This window comes from Acinetobacter sp. NPDC052428 (assembly GCF_044547685.1).
GTDB classification, from domain to species: Bacteria; Pseudomonadota; Gammaproteobacteria; order Pseudomonadales; family Moraxellaceae; genus Acinetobacter; species Acinetobacter lwoffii_G.
The window spans coordinates 42,527-63,560 of the sequence record NZ_JBIUAT010000014.1 but is presented as its reverse complement, the minus strand read 5'-3'; the positions used below and the strand labels follow the sequence as shown (position 1 = coordinate 63,560).

19 protein-coding genes are annotated in these 21,034 nt (G+C 43.2%); 15 read left to right on the top strand and 4 right to left on the bottom strand.

Annotated elements, in window-relative coordinates; translation table 11 throughout:
• Nucleotides 1-68: 68 nt before the first annotated feature.
• Together ACIG3F_RS09455 and ACIG3F_RS09450 are read right to left on the bottom strand one after the other, a co-directional pair.
• Nucleotides 69-956: a bile acid:sodium symporter family protein gene (locus tag ACIG3F_RS09455; protein WP_396469893.1), complete on the bottom strand. Its 888-nt coding sequence runs from the start codon at nucleotides 954-956 to the stop codon at nucleotides 69-71.
• Nucleotides 957-1,150: 194 nt separating this feature from the next.
• On the bottom strand, nucleotides 1,151-1,570 hold the full coding sequence (locus ACIG3F_RS09450) for a hypothetical protein (protein WP_071852164.1): 420 nt from the start codon (nucleotides 1,568-1,570) through the stop codon (nucleotides 1,151-1,153).
• A gap of 254 nt (nucleotides 1,571-1,824) precedes the next feature.
• On the opposite strand from ACIG3F_RS09450, the gene mnmG reads away from it, so the two are divergent.
• From mnmG to ACIG3F_RS09435, 3 genes are all read left to right on the top strand, one after another.
• Nucleotides 1,825-3,705, top strand: a complete 1,881-nt coding sequence (gene mnmG / locus ACIG3F_RS09445; RefSeq protein ID WP_004279892.1) for a tRNA uridine-5-carboxymethylaminomethyl(34) synthesis enzyme MnmG — start codon at nucleotides 1,825-1,827, stop codon at nucleotides 3,703-3,705.
• 314 nt (nucleotides 3,706-4,019) lie between these two features.
• The gene (mhpT, locus tag ACIG3F_RS09440; RefSeq protein WP_396469891.1) at nucleotides 4,020-5,225 is read left to right on the top strand and encodes a 3-(3-hydroxy-phenyl)propionate transporter MhpT; all 1,206 of its coding nucleotides are present in this window, start codon (nucleotides 4,020-4,022) and stop codon (nucleotides 5,223-5,225) included.
• 135 nt (nucleotides 5,226-5,360) lie between these two features.
• Complete coding sequence (locus ACIG3F_RS09435) at nucleotides 5,361-5,687, top strand: hypothetical protein (protein WP_004279890.1); 327 nt, start codon at nucleotides 5,361-5,363, stop codon at nucleotides 5,685-5,687.
• Between the two features lie 49 nt (nucleotides 5,688-5,736).
• On the opposite strand, the gene glnG is transcribed toward ACIG3F_RS09435, so the two are convergent.
• Both glnG and glnL read right to left on the bottom strand, forming a co-directional pair.
• Nucleotides 5,737-7,212: a nitrogen regulation protein NR(I) gene (glnG, locus tag ACIG3F_RS09430; RefSeq protein ID WP_004279889.1), complete on the bottom strand. Its 1,476-nt coding sequence runs from the start codon at nucleotides 7,210-7,212 to the stop codon at nucleotides 5,737-5,739.
• Nucleotides 7,199-8,308, bottom strand: a complete 1,110-nt coding sequence (glnL, locus tag ACIG3F_RS09425; RefSeq protein ID WP_005107202.1) for a nitrogen regulation protein NR(II) — start codon at nucleotides 8,306-8,308, stop codon at nucleotides 7,199-7,201. Before glnL ends, glnG begins: the two co-directional genes overlap by 14 nt.
• 341 nt (nucleotides 8,309-8,649) lie before the next feature.
• On the opposite strand from glnL, the gene rimO reads away from it, so the two are divergent.
• The 12 genes from rimO to lpxA all read left to right on the top strand — a co-directional run bounded on the left by rimO (nucleotide 8,650) and on the right by lpxA (nucleotide 21,019).
• Nucleotides 8,650-9,993: a 30S ribosomal protein S12 methylthiotransferase RimO gene (rimO, locus tag ACIG3F_RS09420; RefSeq protein ID WP_005263068.1), complete on the top strand. Its 1,344-nt coding sequence runs from the start codon at nucleotides 8,650-8,652 to the stop codon at nucleotides 9,991-9,993.
• Nucleotides 9,994-10,039: 46 nt separating this feature from the next.
• Nucleotides 10,040-10,768: a UMP kinase gene (pyrH, locus tag ACIG3F_RS09415; RefSeq protein WP_004279886.1), complete on the top strand. Its 729-nt coding sequence runs from the start codon at nucleotides 10,040-10,042 to the stop codon at nucleotides 10,766-10,768.
• Between the two features lie 80 nt (nucleotides 10,769-10,848).
• A complete protein-coding gene (frr, locus tag ACIG3F_RS09410; protein ID WP_004279885.1) occupies nucleotides 10,849-11,403 on the top strand; it encodes a ribosome recycling factor in 555 nt (184 codons plus the stop codon).
• Between the two features lie 7 nt (nucleotides 11,404-11,410).
• A complete protein-coding gene (gene uppS, locus ACIG3F_RS09405; RefSeq protein ID WP_338841262.1) occupies nucleotides 11,411-12,163 on the top strand; it encodes a polyprenyl diphosphate synthase in 753 nt (250 codons plus the stop codon).
• Nucleotides 12,164-12,166: 3 nt separating this feature from the next.
• Entirely contained in the window at nucleotides 12,167-12,991 is an 825-nt protein-coding gene (locus ACIG3F_RS09400; protein ID WP_247143545.1) for a phosphatidate cytidylyltransferase, read from the top strand.
• Nucleotides 12,992-14,188: a 1-deoxy-D-xylulose-5-phosphate reductoisomerase gene (gene ispC, locus ACIG3F_RS09395; RefSeq protein WP_224215727.1), complete on the top strand. Its 1,197-nt coding sequence runs from the start codon at nucleotides 12,992-12,994 to the stop codon at nucleotides 14,186-14,188.
• A gap of 3 nt (nucleotides 14,189-14,191) precedes the next feature.
• The gene (gene rseP, locus ACIG3F_RS09390) at nucleotides 14,192-15,547 is read left to right on the top strand and encodes an RIP metalloprotease RseP (RefSeq protein ID WP_396469889.1); all 1,356 of its coding nucleotides are present in this window, start codon (nucleotides 14,192-14,194) and stop codon (nucleotides 15,545-15,547) included.
• 39 nt (nucleotides 15,548-15,586) lie between these two features.
• A complete protein-coding gene (gene bamA, locus ACIG3F_RS09385; RefSeq protein ID WP_396469888.1) occupies nucleotides 15,587-18,091 on the top strand; it encodes an outer membrane protein assembly factor BamA in 2,505 nt (834 codons plus the stop codon).
• An 80-nt stretch (nucleotides 18,092-18,171) separates the two neighbouring features.
• Nucleotides 18,172-18,669, top strand: a complete 498-nt coding sequence (locus tag ACIG3F_RS09380; protein WP_253099452.1) for an OmpH family outer membrane protein — start codon at nucleotides 18,172-18,174, stop codon at nucleotides 18,667-18,669.
• Nucleotides 18,670-18,672: 3 nt separating this feature from the next.
• On the top strand, nucleotides 18,673-19,743 hold the full coding sequence (gene lpxD, locus ACIG3F_RS09375; RefSeq protein ID WP_005266607.1) for a UDP-3-O-(3-hydroxymyristoyl)glucosamine N-acyltransferase: 1,071 nt from the start codon (nucleotides 18,673-18,675) through the stop codon (nucleotides 19,741-19,743).
• Between the two features lie 5 nt (nucleotides 19,744-19,748).
• Nucleotides 19,749-20,234 carry a 3-hydroxyacyl-ACP dehydratase FabZ gene (gene fabZ / locus ACIG3F_RS09370; protein ID WP_026055766.1) on the top strand — a complete coding sequence of 162 codons (486 nt, stop codon included), beginning with the start codon at nucleotides 19,749-19,751 and terminating at the stop codon, nucleotides 20,232-20,234.
• Nucleotides 20,231-21,019, top strand: coding sequence for an acyl-ACP--UDP-N-acetylglucosamine O-acyltransferase (gene lpxA, locus ACIG3F_RS09365; protein ID WP_004279876.1), 789 nt, complete (start codon nucleotides 20,231-20,233; stop codon nucleotides 21,017-21,019). The genes fabZ and lpxA overlap by 4 nt, the downstream gene beginning before the upstream one ends.
• The last annotated feature ends 15 nt before the right edge of the window (nucleotides 21,020-21,034 follow it).

Below are 21,034 nucleotides of genomic sequence, written 5' to 3'. Positions count from 1 at the left end.
AATTGTTTTAATACTTCTGATTTTCTTTAGAAAAGCATACAGCCTTATAGCAGAATCAGCCAAATAAATTACAAATCTGATAAACGACTTTTATTGCTATACACCACTTGCTGGCGACTAATCAGCACACCGAAAATAGTGGCGAAACTGTACATGAAAATTGTATAAATGCCTGCAGGAATAGCCATCGTGACATTATTTAAGACCGATATCGCAATCGTCAGCGCAATGGCAGTGTTATGAATGCCAATTTCAAAGGTACAGGCGCGTGCCATTTTCTCTGGAATACCCATGAGTAAAGGAATGCAATAGCCAATAAACAGGCTGGAAAAACATAAAATCGCAGTTGCTGCACCAATATTGGCAAAGTATTCGACCAAATTCGAACGTTCTCTGAAAATGGCGAATATCAATAGGATGGTTAGGAAACCGATAGAGAGTAAGCGCATGGGCCTGCTGACAGTAATTGACAGGTTTGGAAATTTGGCCCGAAGCAGCATACCCATGATCACGGGAATCAAGGTAATTAAAAACACCTGCACAATCTTTTCAACTGGAAAAGTCACGTTTGAGTCATGACTCATAAAGTAGTGTAAGGATAGATTGATAATAAAGGGCAGGGTAAAAATAGAGATGATGGTATTAATGGCGGTTAGAGTAATATTCAGTGCCACATCACCTTTATATATGTAGCTAAACAGGTTCGCGGTTGGGCCGCCAGGTGAGGCGGCTAGCAACATCAGACCTACAGCAAGCAAAGCGGGCAAGTCCAAAATCAGACAAATAAAAAAAGCAATGCTGGGTAACAGTACTAACTGCGCAAATAAAGTAATAAAAATGACTTTAGGATAGCGACTTAAGCGCAGGAAATCTTTGATGGTGAGTTCTAGCCCCAGCCCCATCATCATGATTGCCAATGTAATTGGCAAAAAAACGCTAAAAAACCCCGAATCCATGAATTTGCCTTTTTATTATACATTTATAGATATATTTTGAGTTTAGCCTAGATGAATAAATAAGCAATAAAAAACGGGCAAAATGCAGTCACTTTGCCCGTCAAAGCTTTTACTTGAAATCTAAACTATTTAGATATATATCGGCTACATACCTGGCTGGCCTTGCATTGGTGAGTCAGGCTGTGCTGGCTGGTTCATCTGATGCTCTGCATTGGTTGGCTTTGCATCGGTGGCTGCATTGGCTGACTTTGCATCTGAGATTGTCCCTGAGGGCGTGGTGGCATAAAGCCTAATGCACATTTACCTTTGACTTCGGCACCATTAATGGTGGCAGTGGTTGCACCACTGTTGCCGCTACAAGTACTCATGAGTTCGGCTTCATCGCCTTTGATTGAAGCGTTTTTGGATGAAGCGAAAAACTGCGGTTCACAGGTACCATTCCAGATAATGCCGCGATGGGCAAAACTGACTTGTGCACCTTGGGATTTGCCTTTACAAACCTGTTGGTACTTTTGTGCATTATAAATGGTTTCGACCTTATCATTCGCTGATGCAGCAAATGGCGCAAAACATAAACCACATAGAACGGTTGAGAGGAAAATATTCTTATTCATCTTTTATACCTTTGTTTGTAATGTAACCAACATATAGATTAAAAAATGCGCGAGATTAAACAATGCAAATCGAGTAAATTTCTCAGCTTATATGTTTAATTTATATAGTTCCTCTGCAAAGTTAAATTACAGTGCTTTATTGTTATGCGAGTTAAGTGCGATTTATCTCAGGATAAATTCAACTGAATTTGTCTACTTTAGAGTGAAATTTGCTATAATGCTCAGCTATTCTTTTTTATCTATCAATTACCACTATGCATTATCCTAAAGTATACGATGTCATTGTTATCGGTGGCGGTCACGCCGGTACGGAAGCGGCTCTGGCTGCAGCGCGTATGGGTCGACAGACTTTACTCTTAACTCATAACATTGAGACTTTAGGGCAGATGAGCTGTAACCCGGCCATCGGTGGTATTGGTAAATCGCATTTGGTGCGTGAAATTGATGCCTTGGGCGGTGCGATGGCACTGGCTGCCGATAAAGGCGGTATTCAATTCCGTATTTTGAACTCGCGTAAAGGTGCTGCAGTACGTGCAACACGTGCGCAGGCGGACCGTGTACGTTATAAGGCGGCTATTCGCGAAACATTAGAAAACCAAGCAAACCTTGATATCTTCCAGCAAGCAGCAGACGACCTAATTGTTGAAGGCGATACTGTTAAAGGTGTGGTTACCCAAATGGGTATCCGTTTTGATGCCAAAACTGTGGTGCTGACAGCAGGTACTTTCCTAGGTGGTGTCATCCACGTCGGTCTGGAGAAATCTAGCGGTGGTCGTGCCGGTGATCCGCCGTCAATTTCCTTGGCACATCGTTTACGTGAATTAAACTTGCCAGTAGGTCGTTTAAAAACAGGTACACCACCACGTATTGACGCGCGTTCAGTGGATTTCTCTGTGATGACACCACAGCCGGGTGATTTCCCATCTCCGACCATGTCATTCATGGGGGATGTGTCTATGCACCCTGAACAGGTGAATTGCTATATCACGCATACCAATGAACGCACGCATGAAATCATTCGTGGCGGTTTAGACCGTTCACCGATGTACACGGGTGTGATCGAAGGTGTTGGGCCACGTTACTGCCCATCGATTGAAGATAAGATTCACCGTTTTGCCGATAAAGATTCTCACCAAGTCTTCTTGGAGCCTGAAGGCTTGGATACACATGAGCTTTATCCAAATGGTATTTCGACTTCTTTACCGTTCGACGTTCAGTTTGAACTGGTTCGCTCGATCCGTGGTATGGAAAATGCGCACATTCTTCGTCCGGGCTATGCCATTGAATACGATTACTTCAACCCACAAGCGTTGAAATTTACCCTTGAAACCAAAGCAATTAATAACTTGTATTTCGCCGGTCAAATCAACGGTACAACCGGTTATGAAGAAGCGGGTGCGCAAGGTTTGCTTGCAGGCTTGAACGCGGCACGTCGTGCCTGGGATCAGGAACAGTGGACACCAAAACGTGATGAAGCGTACATGGGCGTTCTGGTCGATGACCTGATCACATTAGGTACCAAAGAACCGTACCGCATGTTTACCTCACGTGCCGAATACCGTTTGATGCTGCGTGAAGATAATGCAGATCAGCGTTTAACAGCAATTGGTCGCGAAATGGGTCTGGTGGATGACGCGCGTTGGGCGGTGTACTGTGAAAAAATGGAAGCAGTAGAAAAAGAAACGGGCCGTTTGCAACACCTGTGGGCTGCACCAAATAATCCTATGGGCAAGAAATTCGTTGAAATGACAGGTGCAGATCTGTCTAAAGAGTGTTCGGCGATTGATTTGTTGAAACGTCCAAACATTTCATTTGCTCAAATTGCAGAGTTAACGAATTCTGAAGTATCGCCATTTGTTGGTGAGCAAATTGAAATTGCAGTGAAATATGCGGGTTATATTAACCGTCAGCATGAAGACGTGGCACAAATGAAACGTCTTGAAGAAACCCGTATTCCTGCGGATTTTGATTATGACATCGTGTCGGGTCTGTCCCGTGAAATTACCTTGAAACTGAAAGATGTTCGTCCTGAAACATTGGCGCAAGCCAGTCGTATTCCGGGTGTAACGCCTGCAGCAGTTCAACTGGTGATGATTACAATTCGTAAGAATGCACAAGCAAAGAAATCTGCTTAAGATTTTGCGCTAGAAAAGCCCGCGTTAAGCGGGCTTTTTATCGACTTATAGTTTTGTATAAGTTTTGACTATCATTGAATTAAAAATAACTACTATTAAATTAAGTCATTGATAAATATATATAATAAGTATTATTAAGATGTATTAAGTCTATAAATACAATCTTTTAGGTCTAATTTAGATGATATTTACACATGCTGATGTGCTTAAACCCGACTATTGTCGTGCTATTTCTCTATCAAGATTAGGTTAAGAATAATGCAACGGATCGTCAGACTATCAAACGGTTTGTGAATTATTGATGGAGATCAGTCATGGCACAGCCATACAGCGGAAAAGCCCAAAAAATATTAACGATATTCTTATGTTTCTGGGTCGCATTTTTTGAAGGTTTTGACCTTCAAGCTCCCGGGATTGCGGCGAAAGGAATTGCAGCAAGCTTTAGTTTAGATCAAATCCAAATGGGCTATGTATTTAGTCTGGGTGTCTTTGGAATGCTATTTGGCGCATTCTTTGGCGGACGTATCGCGGACTATTTGGGACAAAAGAAAGTCCTGATGCTCTCTGTGACTATTTTTGGTCTGTTTATGTCGCTGACTGCAATTGCGCCCAGCATCGAAGTTTTATATGCAGCGCGTTTCTTTACCGGTCTGGGTTTAGGCGCGGCAATGCCAACCATGATTTCAGTCGTCGGTGATGAAGCAACCGAAGCCAACCGTGGCAAGTTGAATAGTTTGATGTATTGTGGTTTACCGGTAGGGGCGATCTTTGTTGCTGGTCTGGCCATGCTGCTTCCGGAGATTCAATGGCAAACCTTGTTCCTGATTGGGGGATTAACACCTTTAGCACTGATTCCATTGATGGCGTTTATTCTTAAAGATAAGCTTAAGGTAAATGCGGAGGTACAGGTCTCTGGTGAAGCTGTGCCGGGCATGGCTGAAGTTTTGTTCAAGCAGCGCCAGTATAAAAATACAGTACCTCTTTGGGTCGGTTTCTTTTTTACCTTAATGATCAATTATATTTTGATCAGCTGGTTACCTAACTTGCTTATGGAACAAGGTTTACAGAAACAACAGGCATTTCTGGTGATGTTGGTGTTCCAGGCAGGCGCTGTCATTGGAACCTTGAGTCTGGGTTACTTACTGGATCGTTTAAAGCTCTGGCAAATGGCGACTATCATTTATAGTGGCTTGTTTGTTGCCTTGGTATTGTTATTCACCACAACTTCTATTCCGTTATTGATTTTGGCGGGAGTCATGGGTGGCCTTTTCTCTACAGGTGGCCAATCGATTCTATATGGGATCTCACCGATTTTTTACTCAGGCGCGGGTAAAGTCACCGGTGTGGGGAGTGCGATCTCTCTAGGGCGTTTAGGGGCGATGACTGGACCATTATTAACTGGAAAAATTCTGGCATTAGGTTTGGGCACCACTGGTATTCTTGTGGCAAGTTTGCCAGCAGTGGTCATATCGGCAGTCGCGGTTACCGCACTATCACGCTATAAGGCTGCGCATAAATAATCCAGCATTGACGCCTATCAATATAAAAAAAGGGAATCTGAAGACTCCCTTTTTTATCGTCGAGACTTTTAATTGAATAAAGTCAGTCCATAAAATTTGCTAAAATATACGAATAGTAAACAGATTGATTTTTATATGGCTTATCAACTTATTCCACTCTCGATTCAGGCCACTGATAATATTGCCTGTCCACATTGTCAGCACAACGTGATTGATTGGGCAGAAGAGCAGTATGTGCAACCTTGTGAACATACCCTGTTTATTGCCATGGATATTGGCTTTGAATATATGACGGATGAATTCGAGCACAGCATGCCGCGTTCTGTAGATGATCTGCATGCCAATGATGATCAGGTGAATATGCTGGATGAAATCACCCAAGCGACTTATTCAAATTATCTGATATATAAGTCTGATCTGGGCATAGATGGGTATTTCCGCTATGTGGGTTTTACTGCATAAATCATCATCAATAAAAAAGCGCCAATCGGCGCTTTTTTATATGGAAAGATTAACTTTCTATTTCTTCTTCGATTTCATCATCCGTAGTATCCATGCCCAATTCTTTAAGCTTGCGCGTTAAAGTGTTGCGACCCCAACCTAAAAGTTCTGCGGCATGACGTTTACGGCCACGGGTTTGTTGCAAGGCTGCATTGATCAAGGTGCGTTCAAACATCGGCGTCGCAACATCCAGAAGTTTCATTTCACCATTTTTGAGTTTCTGCATCGCCCATTGACCCAGCAATTCATCCCAGTGATGCGGTGCGATCTGGTTCAGCGTTGGAATTGGCGCACCCGGATCCTGCTGATGAATTGGGATTTGTTTCAGTTCAGGTGGCAAGTCTTCCGGATAGACTTCACGACCTGTGATCATGACAGTCAGCCAGCGACAGGTGTTCTCAAGTTGACGCACGTTACCTTGCCACGGCAATTTCTGCATATATTCCTGGGTTTCAGGACGCAGAATCTTTGGATTGACCCCAAGTTCCTTGCCGGCACGTGCCAGAAAATGCTGCGCCAGCATCGGAATATCTTCACTACGATGTGCCAGTTTTGGAATATGAATACGAATTACATTCAGGCGATGATACAAGTCTTCACGGAAGCGACCATCATGAACCAGTTTTTCCAGATCCTGATGGGTCGCTGCCACGATACGTACATCAACCTTAACCGGAATATGACCGCCAACACGGTAGAACTCACCGTCTGCCAAAACGCGCAGTAAACGTGTTTGCGTTTCAAATGGCATATCGCCAATTTCATCTAAAAACAGCGTGCCGCCATTGGCCTGTTCAAAACGACCTTGGCGCTGGGTATTAGCACCGGTAAATGCACCTTTCTCATGGCCAAAGAGTTCGGTTTCGATCAGGTCTTTTGGAATCGCCGCCATATTGAGGGCAATAAAAGGTTTTGAACTGCGTGGTGAATGACGATGCAGGGCATGCGCCACCAGTTCTTTACCTGTACCAGACTCACCATTAATCAACACGGTAATATGCGATTGTGATAAACGGCCAATGGCACGAAACACTTCCTGCATGGCAGGCGATTCACCAATAATTTCGGTAGATTGAATTGGTGGAGCCGCTTTTGCTGATTCTTGTTGCTGTAGCTTGGTGATATGTAAAATTGCACGATTTACCAGCGCCAGTGCTTCATCAATATCAAAAGGCTTAGGCAGATATTCAAAAGCACCAGTTTGATAGCTAGAAACAGCCGATTCTAAGTCTGAATGCGCCGTCATAATAATGACAGGTAGGTCAGGATAACTGTGTTTAACCTTGCCCAGGAAGGTAAGTCCATCAATACCCGGCATGCGGATATCGGTCAAAATCACATCGGGTGCCTCCAGACTCAGTTGGTCTAGTGCAGATTGTGCTTCTTCAAAACTGGTCACATCCAGACCTTCCTCTTTAAAGGTCTTTTCCAGTACCCAGCGCATGGCGCGATCGTCATCAATCACCCATATTTTATTTCGCGACATGATTCGACTCCCAAGGTAAATATAAGCTAAAGACGGTTTTTCCAGCCACGGACTGACACTCGATCATGCCGTTGTGCTGATGAATAATATTTTGAGCAATACTGAGGCCCAGTCCGGTACCTTTTGCGCGACTGGTGACCAGCGGATAAAACACCGATTCGATAATCTCTTCCGGCACACCTGGACCGTTGTCTTCAATATCAATCCTTACTACAGAGCGGTGAATCACCCCGTTAATGGTAAAGAGACGCTGAATCCGGGTTCTTAAAATCAGTTCCGGTTGATGTTCGACAAAGAACTCCTTGTTCTCGGTCATGGCCTGTACGGCATTGGCGCAAATATTCAAAATGACCTGAATCAATTGGTCGCGGTCTGCCAGAACTTCCGGTAAGGACAGGTCGTAATCCCGGGTAATCTTGATTTTCTTTTTGGTCTGATTGGCAATCAGTGAACGCACCCGTTCCAGAGGTTCATGCACATTGACCAGTTCATAGCTCGGAAGCTGGCGTGAACCGAGCATGGTATCGGCCAGATTTCTGAGTCGATCCACTTCGCTAATAATAATGTCGGTAAATTCTTTGTATTGTGGATCATTCAAACTGCGTGCCAGGAGTTGAGTCGCCCCGCGAATGCCACCCAAGGGATTCTTGATTTCATGCGCAACACCGCGAATCAGCTGACGCGCTACCTGATGCTGTTGCAGCAGATTTTCTTCACGAGAGATTTTTAACATGCGATCGCGAGGATTGAGTTCGATGAGCAGTAGCGGATGATAAGGTTTGCCCAGATTTAGCTGAGAAACAGTGTAGTCAACATGAATGTCTTTAAAGTTGACCAGAATAGTGGCTTCGCGGCGTGTATAAGGCTGTCCCGTAGTTAAAGTATTATTCAGGGCTTCTTCGGTATTAAACTCATCTGTCGGGTTTTGCAAAATATTGAGCACGGATGTGCCGCTCGCGCGGAATAAGCTCACATCAAATAAGGCTTCACAGGCAGAATTCAGATAATAAATATTAAGATCGCGGTCTATCAATAAGATACACGTGGTCATATTGTCCACTAAAGCACGATAGTCGATCGGAATAATTTGATCCATTTGCGGGTTTGTTCCTGTATTAAAATGGCGCAATGGCATCTTCATAAAGCAATTTAATCAATTTTAAGTTCTGATTTGATGCAAGATGCACGCCAACTTTTATGACGAGAGATTATTTATTGCGATGAAATGCAGAAATGTGACAGAGCAACACAATTCATCTTAGATATAGCGGATTAAATTGAGGCTGTAAATCTAAAATGATTCATTTTGGTGCATGAGTGGGTATGTTGAATATTTTATGGCAATATTTTAGTGCATGATGCAAAGAGTCAGGTTTTCAACTATTTTTATGATGCGAAAAGACATACAATACGCGCATTCTAGTAGAGCGAAAATTCATGAAGTCCCCCAAAGTCGGTTTTGTATCTTTAGGTTGTCCTAAGGCATTGGTAGATTCTGAACGTATTTTAACCCAGTTAAAGACTGAAGGTTATGACGTCGCTTCGGATTATGACGGTGCTGATTTAGTTGTAGTAAATACCTGTGGTTTCATTGAATCCGCAGTGCAAGAGTCGCTAGATGCGATTGGTGAGGCGATGAGCGCGAATGGTCGCGTGATCGTAACAGGTTGTCTAGGTAAAGACGAAGACAAGATTCGCCAAATGCATCCCAATGTCCTGAAAGTGACAGGTGCAGCGGCATATAAAGAAGTTATGGATGCGGTTCATCAATACGTGCCTGAGCCGCCAAAACACAATCCATTTATTGATCTGGTTCCAGAGCAAGGCATCCGCCTGACGCCAAAACACTATGCTTATTTGAAAATATCTGAAGGCTGCAACCATCGTTGTACCTTCTGTATTATTCCAAGCATGCGTGGCGATCTGGTTTCACGTCCAGTTGGTTCTGTGCTTGAAGAAGCTGCAGCGCTGAAACGTGCCGGTGTAAAAGAAGTACTCGTGATCTCCCAGGATACTTCTGCTTATGGCCTGGACACGAAATACAAGCTGGATTTCTGGAATGGTCAGCCGGTTAAAACCAAATTCTATGACATGTGTGAAGCATTGGGTCAGTTGGGAATCTGGGTACGTTTGCACTATGTTTACCCATATCCGCATGTGGATGCTGTGATTGACCTGATGGCACAAGGCAAAATCCTGCCTTATCTGGATATTCCATTCCAGCACGCGAGTCCAAAAATTCTCAAACTGATGAAACGACCTGCGCACAGTGAAAATACACTGGAGCGTTTGAAAATCTGGCGCGAGAAATGTCCTGATCTGGTGTTGCGTTCAACATTTGTGGTGGGCTTCCCGGGTGAAACTGAAGAAGACTTCCAGATGTTACTGGACTGGCTGAAAGAAGCCCAGCTGGATCGTGTGGGATGTTTTACCTATTCGCCAGTTGAAGGTGCGACAGCAAATGATTTGCCAGATCACGTTCCTGAAGAAATTAAACAAGAGCGTTATGAGCGTTTCATGCAGGTTCAGCAAGAAATCTCAGCAGCCAAACTCCAAAAACGTATCGGTCAAACCATGACTGTGCTGGTAGATGACCTGGAAGATGAATTCCCGGTAGCGGTTGCGCGTTCTTATGCAGATGCACCTGAAATTGATGGCAATGTTTTTGTTGAAGATATCGATAAAAGCGTCATTAAGGCAGGGGATTTACTTGAAGTCGAGATTACCGATGCAGATGAATACGATCTGTACGCAAAACTCATTTCAATCAAGTCTGCTTAAGATTTTGAATTAAAAAAAATTAAATTGAATACTTTGGAGTTTGATGATGTTGGATTCTAAAAAGCCACGCTTTGGTCGCATCCTGTTAAAGCTTTCTGGTGAAGCGCTGGCAGGCAATAAAGACATGGGGATCGATGCACAAGTGCTCGATCAGATGTCACTTTCTATTGCGCACCTCGTGGGTTTAGGCGTACAAGTAGGTATTGTTGTGGGTGGTGGTAACCTGTATCGCGGTAGCCAGCTACAAAAAGATGGTCTAGTTGGTCGTGTAACTGGCGACCAGATGGGTATGCTAGCAACAGTCATGAACGGTTTGGCACTTCGCGACGCTTTGGTGCGCCGTAATATTAAAACCCGTTTAATGTCTGCATTGCCAATTGGTGCCGTGGTTGAGTCTTACTCAAGCCGTGATGCAATCCGTCACCTGACTCAGGGTGAAGTGTGTGTATTCGTGGCAGGTACAGGTAATCCGTTCTTTACGACAGATACAGCTGCCTGTTTACGTGGTATTGAAATCGAATCAGACTTGATCTTGAAAGCGACCAAAGTTGATGGCGTATATAACAAAGATCCAAGCAAATATGATGATGCGGTTAAATATGACACATTGACTTTTGACCAGGTTCTGGACGAAAAGCTGGGTGTAATGGACTTAACTGCAATCTGTTTATGTCGTGATCACAACGTGCCGCTACAAGTATTCGATATGAATAAATCTGGCGCATTGCTTTCCGTTGTGATGGGTGAAAAAGAAGGGACTCACGTTACCAATTAATGACGTGAGCACCAAAGCACTTTATACTACACGCTAATTTAGTAATAACCTCTTTTCAAGAATTAAGTAAGGAAGATCATATGATTAACGATCTTAAAAAAGACAGCGAAGACCGTATGAACAAAACTCTAGAATCTCTAGAGCATGGTTTTGCAAAAGTTCGTACCGGTCGTGCGCATCCATCAATTTTAAATAACGTGATGGTTTCTTACTATGGTTCAGACGTTCCATTGAACCAGGTGGCAAACGTAGGTGTTGAAGATTCACGTACTTTGTTAATCCAGCCTTTCGAACGTTCAATGGTTTCTGCAATTGATAAAGCGATTCGTGAATCTGATTTGGGTCTAAACCCAATTACAGCAGATGCGATTCGTGTACCGATGGCTGCGTTGACTGAAGAAACACGTCGTGACATGCAAAAAGTTGCGCGTAATGAAGCAGAAAATGCCAAAGTAGCGATCCGTAATATTCGTCGTGATGTATTGGGCGATATCAAAGCTTTGTTGAAAGAAAAAGAAATTTCTGAAGATGAAGAGCGTCGTGCTGCTGACGAAATCCAGAAAATTACCGACAAATTTGTTGCTGAAGTTGACAAGCGCTTGGCTGCGAAAGAAGCTGAATTGATGAAGGTCTAATTCATCGATGACCGTTGCTGAAGAAAATCCCCGTCTTCCGAAACATGTTGCCATCATCATGGATGGCAACAATCGTTTTGCCAAAAAAAATCAGATGCAAAAAGGTGATGGACACCGTGAAGGAAAAACGGTTCTGGATCCGATTGTTGAACACTGTAAAAAAAGAAATATCCAGGCTTTAACTGTATTTGCCTTTTCAAGTGAAAACTGGAATCGTCCACAGTTTGAAGTTGAATTGCTCATGAAATTGCTGGTTGATACCATTCATGAACAATTGCCCCGCATGGAAAAATTCAATATTGCCTTACGCTTTATCGGTGATCGCAGCCGTTTGTCCCCAGAATTACAGGGACTTATGTTGCATGCCGAAGAAAGGACTGCTAATTTCAATAGTATGACACTCACTATTGCAATCAGTTATGGTGGTATGTGGGATATGGCACAAGCTGCACAGCGAATTGCCAACGATGTTTTAACAAATAAATTAGATCTTGATGCAATTAATACTGATGTATTTGGTCAATATGTCAGCCTCGGTGATTTACCTGCAGTTGATCTGCTGATTCGTACGGGTGGAGATTTCCGTCTGTCGAATTTCCTGTTGTGGCAGGCAGCCTATGCAGAGCTTTATTTCACTGAGACGCTATGGCCAGAATTTACCGTCGAAGAACTTGATGATGCACTTGCCGTATTTGGCGGACGTGAACGTCGTTTTGGTAAAACATCAGAACAGATTCATCAGGAAAAACTTGAGAATTAATACATGTTTGAGCGGATTATAACCGCATTGGTGTTGGTAGCAGTTGTACTGAGCTGTATGTTTGCTACCGAATCACATTATCCAATGTTTGTATTGATGGTTCTTGCTGCTGGGGTGGCCGGCTATGAGTGGTTTAAACTCATGCCGCGAAAATTTAAACATGTCATCAAACCTGTTGCTTGGGGATATGGAGTGCTCACTGCGGCACTTTCAGCTTTGGCATTGTATTTTGCCGAAGTTGCCTTATTGTTATGGGTAGCTTCTATAATTACCTGGTTGCTCAGTATTTACTGGGTTAAAACCTATCCTGAATATGATGGCTGGTATAACACTAGCCTACACGGAATCGGTGTAGTTCTGATTTCTGCTGCAGTTACTGCAATTTTCTCTGTCTGGCAAAGTTCACCGTGGTGGCTAATGTACCTGTTTCTACTGGTATGGGGCGCAGATAGTGGTGCATATTTTGTGGGTCGTAAACTCGGCAAGAAAAAGTTGGCGCCGAATGTTAGTCCTAACAAATCGGTAGAAGGACTTTACGGCGGTATCGTTACCTCAATGCTGATTGTAACGGCAGTTGCCTTGCTTTATCTGGATATGACCTGGCCAGAACTGACTTTATTCCTGATTTTATCTGTCGTTACGGTATTTAGTTCGGTACTGGGTGACCTGTTTGAATCCATGATCAAACGTCGTGCCGGTATTAAGGATTCAGGTCGAATTTTGCCAGGACATGGCGGAGTACTGGATCGTATTGATTCTTTGCTTGCTGCAGCTCCAATCTTTGCAGCAGGTATGGCTGTTTTAAAACTTATTGGTGTAGATTTATAAATGTCACAAGCAGTTTGTATACTGGGTGCTACAGGTTCCATTGGTCAAAGTACTTTAAAAATCTTGCAGCGACATCCTGAAGCATACTCGGTTTTTGCTGTGACCGCGCAAAGTCGTATCGAGGAGCTGGTTGAAATTTGCCGGCAATACCGTCCTAAAGTGGCGGTGGTGCCGGCTGAAAAAGTAGATGAACTCTCAAAACGACTCCAGCAACATCATTTGGCTAATATTGAAATTCTGCAAGATGAAGCCGGTTTAATTGCTGTGGCTGAACACGCTGATGTTGATATTGTGATGGCAGCAATCGTTGGTGCTGCAGGATTATTGCCGACATTGGCTGCTGTGAAAGCGGGTAAACGCGTACTGTTGGCCAATAAAGAAGCTTTGGTGATGTCGGGTGACATCATGATGCAGGCAGCGCGCGATCATGGGGCATTACTGCTTCCCGTTGACTCTGAACATAACGCGATTTTCCAATGTCTGCCACAGCATTATTTTGAGGCAGAGCGTCATGGCAAGCCCAAACTGGGTGTATCCCAGATTCTGCTGACCGCGTCGGGTGGGCCGTTTCTGAACCATAGCATGCAGCAACTTGAAGAGGTCACACCTGCCCAAGCTTGCAAGCATCCTAACTGGTCCATGGGTCAAAAAATTTCAGTCGATTCTGCTACCTTGATGAATAAAGGTTTAGAATTGATCGAAGCCTGCCATTTGTTTGCAGTTCAAGAACAATTTGTTACAGTTGTTGTGCATCCACAGAGTATTATTCACTCCATGGTTCAATACGTTGATGGTTCGACCTTGGCACAAATGGGTAATCCAGATATGGGCACACCTATTGCACATGCTTTGGCATGGCCTGAGCGTATTAGTACGCATGTGGCGCCACTGGATCTGTTTATGCATTCACAACTTAATTTTCAAGAACCGGATATGCTCCGTTTCCCTGCATTAAAACTGGCCCGTCAGGCCATGCAGAGTGGCGGAATTGCACCTACGATTTTAAATGCGGCCAATGAAATTGCAGTTGCTGCATTTTTAAATCAACAGATCAGATTTACCCAAATTCCTCAGGTAGTTGAGCATGTCCTAAATCAGATGGACAATCAACCTGCACATGATCTGGAGGCTATCTTGCAAGCAGATCAAATGGCACGAGGTTTATCACAGCAATACGTTGTGAATAAAGGAAGTTAAGATATGAATGCCTTGTTTATGATTGCCGCTGCAATTCTCTTACTCGGTCCCTTAATTGCGATTCACGAGTTCGGTCACTATATTGTGGCGCGTAAACTGGGCGTTAAAGTATTGGTTTATTCCATTGGATTTGGACCAACATTATTAAAATGGACCTCGAAAAAATCCGGAATTCAGTATCAATTGTCTGCCTTGCCTTTGGGTGGCTATGTCAAGATGCTGGATGAACGTGAAGGTAATGTCGCTGAAGAGGACTTACCCAAAGCTTTTAATCGTCAGCATCCGTGGAAACGGATCGCCATTGTGGCAGCGGGTCCATTGATCAACCTGATTTTTGCAGTTCTTCTGTTCTGGGTGTTATTTTTACCGGCACAAGAACAGCTGAATACCCGGGTGGGCAAAGTTTTACCAAATACACCTGCTGCCACCGTACAAATGCAGCCGGGCGACAAAATTGTGGCCGTGGATGGGACGAAGGTAGAAACCTGGGAAAAGCTCAGTTATGCCTTAGTGGATCGTGTTGGTGAAACTGGCGTGGTTTCTATTCAGGCAGATCGCGCTGGTGAAAACAAATTGTTCCAGTTGCCGATTCAAAACTATTTAAAAGATCAAAGTCAATCGCCACTAGAAAGCCTGGGTTTCTTGCCTTATCGGCCAGAAATTCCGGCAGTGATCAGCAAACTGAGTGAAGATGGTGCAGCCATCCGTCAAGGTTTGAAAGAAGGCGACAAGATTCTGGCTATTGACGGCGTTCAGATGAAAGACTGGTTTGATGTCGTACAGGTGGTGCAGGCATCTCCAGAAAAATTGCTCAAAATGGATGTACTACGCGCAAATCAGGTGGTTCAGCTTGAAGTCATGCCGCAAGGAAAACGTGACAATATGGGCAAGGTGACCGGTATGCTGGGCGTACAAAGCGATCCGGGTAAAATGACCATTCCCGCAGAATATAAACAGACTATTCATTACTCGCCAGGCGAAGCACTGGTGATGGCATTTGATAAAACAGCACATTTATCTTCGATGATTCTGAACTCGATCGTCAAAATGGTACGTGGCCTGATTGGCCTGGATAATTTATCAGGTCCAATTACCATTGCCAAAGTGGCAGGACAAAGTGCAGAAATGGGCTGGGAAACTTTTATTTCCTTTATGGCGCTAATGAGTGTAAGTTTAGGAATATTAAATCTACTGCCTATTCCAATGCTTGATGGCGGACATCTGGTTTACTATTTTGTTGAATTAATTCGTGGTAAACCTGTTTCCGAACAAATACAATTGGTTGGGTTAAAAATTGGTATGGTACTGCTCGGCAGTATGATGCTTCTGGCATTATTTAATGATTTTATGCGTTTATAACAACGTAAATGGAATAAATTAACAGCGGAAAAGACTGGCATGCAGCACACACATTTATTTATGCCTCTGGCACTCGTTAGTGCAATGGCAGTAGCACAACAAGTATATGCAGCAGATGAATTCATTGTACAAGATATAAAATTTGATGGATTAGTACGTTTAACTCCTGACAATGTGTATGGCCTAGTGCCAATTAACAGTGGTGATCGGGTCAATGATCCAATCATTGCCAATGCAATTCGTAGCATGTATGCATCAGGCCTGTTTGATGACATTAAAGCCGTTCAGCAGGGCAATACTTTGGTTTTCCAAGTGGTTGAACGCCCGGTCATTTCGAAAATCGAATTGAAAGGCAATAAGCTGATTCCTAAGGAGGCACTTGAAGAAGGCCTGAAAAAAATGGGTCTGGCTGAAGGTGAAGTGTTGAAAAAATCAGCACTGCAAACCATTGAAACTGAACTTGAACAGCAATACATGCAGCAAGGTCGTTATGATGCCGATATTACGGTCACCACGACGCCTCGACCAAATAACCGTGTTGAATTGCTGATTGATTTTATTGAAGGTAAAGCGGCCAAAGTTTTCGATATCAATATTATCGGGAATACTGTATTTAAAGAGTCTGATATTAAGCAGGCTTTTGCCGTAAAAGAAAGTGGCTGGAGTTCGGTCATTTCGCGTAATGACCGTTATGCACGTGAAAAGATGGCGGCAAGCCTGGAAGCTTTGCGTGCCATGTATCTAAATCGCGGTTATATCAACTTTAATATTACCAATTCCAGCCTGAACTTAAGTGAAGATAAAAAGAATGTTTTTATCGAAGTTTCTGTGGATGAAGGCGAGCAATTTAAATTTGGTCAAACCAAATATTTAGGTGATGTGCTTTATAAGACTGAAGAATTACAGGCTTTACAAATCTTCAAAGAAGGCGAAATTTATTCGCAGGAAAAAGTTAACGCGGTTAAGCAGTTATTGCAGCGTAAGTATGGTAATGCAGGTTATTACTATGCAGAAGTCAACATCGTTCCTCAAATTAACAACGAAACCAAACTGGTTGATCTAAATTACTATATTAACCCAGGTCAGCAAGTTACGGTAAGACGTATTAATTTCACTGGGAATACGAAAACTGCAGATGAAGTATTACGTCGTGAAATGCGCCAAATGGAAGGTGCGCTTGCCAGTAATGAAAAAATTGACTTGTCTAAGGTCCGTCTGGAACGTACCGGGTTCTTTAAAACTGTCGATATCAAACCTGCACGTATTCCGGGTGCGCCAGATCAGGTGGACTTGAATGTTGCCGTTGAAGAGCAGCATTCAGGGACCAGTACTCTTGCAGTTGGTTTCTCGCAAAGCGGTGGTGTAACTTTCCAGGCAGGTTTAAGCCAGACTAACTTCCTGGGTACAGGTAATAGTGTTTCAATCGATTTGTCGCGTTCTGAAACGCAAGATTACTATAACTTGAGTGTGATGGACCCGTACTTCACCATTGATGGTGTGCGTCGCGGCTATAACATGTACTACCGTAAAACCAAGCTGGATGATGACTATAACGTCAACAACTATGTAACGGACAGTTTTGGTGGTGGGATTAACTTTGGTTATCCAATTGACGAAAACCAAAGTGTTAGCCTAGGCCTGAATATTGATCAGACGGATGTAACCACTGGGCCTTATGTTTCTACTTATGTTGCGGATTATCTAGAACGCAATGGTGGTAAAGAGACACGAAGCGGTGAATATTGCCCGGCTCAAATTGAGACACTGACAGGTAATTGTGTTGATGAAAATGGTAATCCAGTTAATACAACCACCTATGGTCAAGAATTTAAAGGTGAGTTTTTTACCTATAACCTGAACTTAGGCTGGTCATATAATACTTTAAACCGCCCAATGTTCCCTACAAATGGTATGTCACATCGAATCAATGGTGAAATTGCATTGCCAGGCAGTGATGTGGAGTATCAAAAAGTCACTTATGATGCTCAGGCATTCTTCCCATTAGGCAAGGATTTTGTTCTGCGTGGTTATGGTAAGTTGGGTTATGGTAATGACCTGCCATTCTACAAGAATTTCTATGCCGGTGGTTTTGGCTCAGTTCGTGGTTATGAAAACAGTACATTGGGGCCTAAATATCCGGGTGTATATTTCTCTGATATTAGCCAAACTGATCCGTCTCCTGAAGAAGTGGGTGGTAATGCACTGGTTCAATTTGGTACCGAACTAGTACTTCCGGTACCATTTAAAGGGGATTGGGCACGTCAGGTTCGTCCGGTTATCTTTGCGGAAGGTGCGCAAGTGTTTGATACCCAGTGTGATGTATCAAATGAAAATATTTTCGTTAATGGCACTTCAGTAAATGGAAAGCAGTACTGTAAAGATAACTTCGGTTTTGATGCAGATAATATGCGTTATAGCGTGGGTGCTGGTTTCACCTGGATCACCATGATTGGCCCATTATCACTTAGCTATGCTTATCCGTTGAATAAAAAAGATGGTGATGATACTAAAAACATCCAGTTCGAAATTGGACGTACTTTCTAAAATCGGTTTGACCTAGAAACTAAATTTTGCTCATAAAGCCTTCAGGTTTTGTGAGCAAATTTTTTTGAATGAGTAAGAATATGAAAAAAATGATGATGGCAATGAGCCTGGCTTTGGCAAGTGTTGCACCTTTAACTCAAGCGGCCAGTATGGGGATAATTGACTTGGAGCGTGTGGTTGAAGGTAGTACTTATCTGAAACAACAAAACACGGCGTTTCAGCAAAAAATTCAGCCACAAACCACCAAAATTGAGCAACTCAGCAAAGAGCTGGAAGCTTTGCAGCAACGTGCTCAATCCAATACCAAGCTCAGTGAGACTGAAAAACAGAAAATGTCTGCGCAATATCAGACTAAGCTTCAAGAATTAAATCAGTTACAACAATCTGTACAGACGAATGTTCAAAGCTCGATTCAGCAGATCCGAATTGTATTTGATGCACGTGTAAAGCAAATTGCTGAACAATTGCGTAGAGAAAACAACCTGGATGTGGTTTTAAATAAAAATTCAGCGCTTGCTTATGATGCTAAATATGATTTAACTGATAAAATGATTCAAAAGGTTAATGCAATTAAATAATCAATGAATCATCAACAGCTTCAGTTAGCTGATCTCGCTCGCCTGGTTCAGGGCGAGTGCATAGGTCAGACAGATTTACGTTTGAGTGCTTTGGCCAGTCTTGAACAGGCAACTTCACACGATCTGGCATTTGTGAATGCCGATAAATATGTAGAGCAGGCCAATCAAAGTCAGGCAGGTGCTTTAATTGTCACGGCTGAACTAAAACAACAGATAACTTCACATCAAAACTTTATTGTTGTGGCAAATCCCTATCTGGCTTTCGCGATTCTGACGCATGTCTTTGAGAAAAAACATCGCCAGCGCGGCATTGAGAGTACTGCTCAAATTCACCCGTCGGCAGTGATTGCGGACGATGCTTATATTGGTCATTATGTGGTGATTGGTGAGCATTGTGTCGTGGGTGCGAATACGATTGTTCAGGCGCATGTGCAGATCGATGATGATGTCGAGATCGGTCAGGACTGTTTTATTGACTCACATGTGACCCTCACCGGCGCAGCAAAAATTGGTAATCGGGTACGTATTCATGCCAATAGCGTGATTGGCAGCGAAGGGTTTGGTTTTGCACCTTATCAAGGGAAATGGCACCGTATTGCGCAATTAGGTTCTGTACGCATTGAAGATGATGTGCGTATTGGGTCAAATTGTAGCGTAGACCGTGGTGCGCTGGATGATACGATTTTGCAACAGGGTGTTATTATTGATAATCTTGTGCAAATCGCGCATAACGTTAAAATTGGTGCACATACCGCAATTGCTGCAAAAACTGCCGTTGCAGGAAGTGTTTCAATTGGCAAAAACTGTATCATTGGTGGAGCCTCTGCGATTTCTGGACACTTGAATATTGCCGATAATGTGACGTTGACCGGAATGTCAATGGTGACAAATAATATTTCTGAAGCTGGAAAATATTCATCCGGGATTGGTCTGTTTGAAAACCAGAAATGGAAACGTACCGTGGTTCGCCTCAGACAATTAGCAGATGTGCCATTGACCCAGGTGATCAAACGACTAGATCATATGCAATCTCAGATTGAGTCCATTGAATCAACATTTAAGTTGCGTAAATAATTATGATGACAGAGTCGAATTTGCCTACATTCACGAAGCCTGAATTGCCAATGAATATTCAAAAGATTCGTGAATATTTGCCCCATCGCTATCCATTTTTATTGGTTGATCGCGTCGTCGAAATTACCGATAATGGCATTGTTGGTTATAAAAACGTCTCAATTAATGAAGAGTTTTTACAAGGCCATTTTCCGAATTATCCAATTATGCCAGGTGTACTGATTGTTGAGGCACTGGCACAAATCTCTGGAATTCTGGGTTTTGTGATGAATAACGAAGTACCAAGTGAAGGTTCTTTGTTCCTGTTTGCCGGTGCGGAAAAAGTTAGATTTAAAAAACAGGTGGTTGCAGGTGACCAATTGGTTTTAAAATCTGAATTAGTGATGCAAAAGCGGGGCATTTACAAATATAATTGTATTGCCACTGTAGATGGCGTCGTCGCAACAACCGCGGAAATTATGGTTTCGCATCAAAAAGTCGAGCAGGCATGAGCAATAATCCCCTTATTCATCCAACTGCCATTATTGACCCATCAGCAGTCATTGCTGCGGATGTAGAAATTGGCCCATATTGTATTATCGGGCCAAATGTCACTATTGGTGCGGGTAGCAAACTTCATTCACACGTGGTGGTGGGTGGCTATACGCGTATAGGTGAATATAATGAAATTTTCCAGTTCGCCAGTGTAGGTGAGGTGTGTCAGGATCTTAAGTATGCCGGTGAAGAAACCTGGCTTGAGATTGGCGATCACAACAAGATTCGTGAGCATTGCAGTCTGCATCGTGGCACGGTTCAGGACCAGAGCCTGACCAAGATCGGTAGTCATAACCTGCTCATGGTGAATACGCATATTGCACATGACTGTATGGTCGGAGATTATAATATCTTTGCTAATAACGTCGGTGTGGCTGGACATGTCCATGTCGGGGACTACGTCGTCATTGGCGGAAACTCGGGCATTCATCAGTTCTGTAAGATTGATTCTTATAGCATGATTGGTGGGGCATCACTGATTCTGAAAGATGTACCGGCCTATGTAATGGTTTCAGGTAATCCTGCGCATGCATTTGCTATGAACATTGAAGGTATGCGTCGTAAAGGCTGGTCAAAGACCGTAATCAGCGGTTTACGTGATGCCTTTAAACTGATTTATAAATCAGGTTTAACGACTCAGGAAGCAATCGAGCAGATCCGTACAGGAATTTTGCCTGAAGTGGCTGAAGTACAGCGTCTCATTGATTCTCTTGAACAGTCGAAGCGCGGCATTGTGCGCTAAAAGTTTAAGAAAATA

Bases quoted from the DNA above. Each gene is read 5' to 3' on its own strand.
- ACIG3F_RS09455 (WP_396469893.1), bottom strand. From the start codon at position 956: ATGGATTCGGGGTTTTTTAGCGTTTTTTTGCCAATTACATTGGCAATC.
- ACIG3F_RS09450 (WP_071852164.1), bottom strand. From the start codon at position 1,570: ATGAATAAGAATATTTTCCTCTCAACCGTTCTATGTGGTTTATGTTTT.
- mnmG (WP_004279892.1), top strand. From the start codon at position 1,825: ATGCATTATCCTAAAGTATACGATGTCATTGTTATCGGTGGCGGTCAC.
- mhpT (WP_396469891.1), top strand. From the start codon at position 4,020: ATGGCACAGCCATACAGCGGAAAAGCCCAAAAAATATTAACGATATTC.
- ACIG3F_RS09435 (WP_004279890.1), top strand. From the start codon at position 5,361: ATGGCTTATCAACTTATTCCACTCTCGATTCAGGCCACTGATAATATT.
- glnG (WP_004279889.1), bottom strand. From the start codon at position 7,212: ATGTCGCGAAATAAAATATGGGTGATTGATGACGATCGCGCCATGCGC.
- glnL (WP_005107202.1), bottom strand. From the start codon at position 8,308: ATGGATCAAATTATTCCGATCGACTATCGTGCTTTAGTGGACAATATG.
- rimO (WP_005263068.1), top strand. From the start codon at position 8,650: ATGAAGTCCCCCAAAGTCGGTTTTGTATCTTTAGGTTGTCCTAAGGCA.
- pyrH (WP_004279886.1), top strand. From the start codon at position 10,040: ATGTTGGATTCTAAAAAGCCACGCTTTGGTCGCATCCTGTTAAAGCTT.
- frr (WP_004279885.1), top strand. From the start codon at position 10,849: ATGATTAACGATCTTAAAAAAGACAGCGAAGACCGTATGAACAAAACT.
- uppS (WP_338841262.1), top strand. From the start codon at position 11,411: ATGACCGTTGCTGAAGAAAATCCCCGTCTTCCGAAACATGTTGCCATC.
- ACIG3F_RS09400 (WP_247143545.1), top strand. From the start codon at position 12,167: ATGTTTGAGCGGATTATAACCGCATTGGTGTTGGTAGCAGTTGTACTG.
- ispC (WP_224215727.1), top strand. From the start codon at position 12,992: ATGTCACAAGCAGTTTGTATACTGGGTGCTACAGGTTCCATTGGTCAA.
- rseP (WP_396469889.1), top strand. From the start codon at position 14,192: ATGAATGCCTTGTTTATGATTGCCGCTGCAATTCTCTTACTCGGTCCC.
- bamA (WP_396469888.1), top strand. From the start codon at position 15,587: ATGCAGCACACACATTTATTTATGCCTCTGGCACTCGTTAGTGCAATG.
- ACIG3F_RS09380 (WP_253099452.1), top strand. From the start codon at position 18,172: ATGAAAAAAATGATGATGGCAATGAGCCTGGCTTTGGCAAGTGTTGCA.
- lpxD (WP_005266607.1), top strand. From the start codon at position 18,673: ATGAATCATCAACAGCTTCAGTTAGCTGATCTCGCTCGCCTGGTTCAG.
- fabZ (WP_026055766.1), top strand. From the start codon at position 19,749: ATGACAGAGTCGAATTTGCCTACATTCACGAAGCCTGAATTGCCAATG.
- lpxA (WP_004279876.1), top strand. From the start codon at position 20,231: ATGAGCAATAATCCCCTTATTCATCCAACTGCCATTATTGACCCATCA.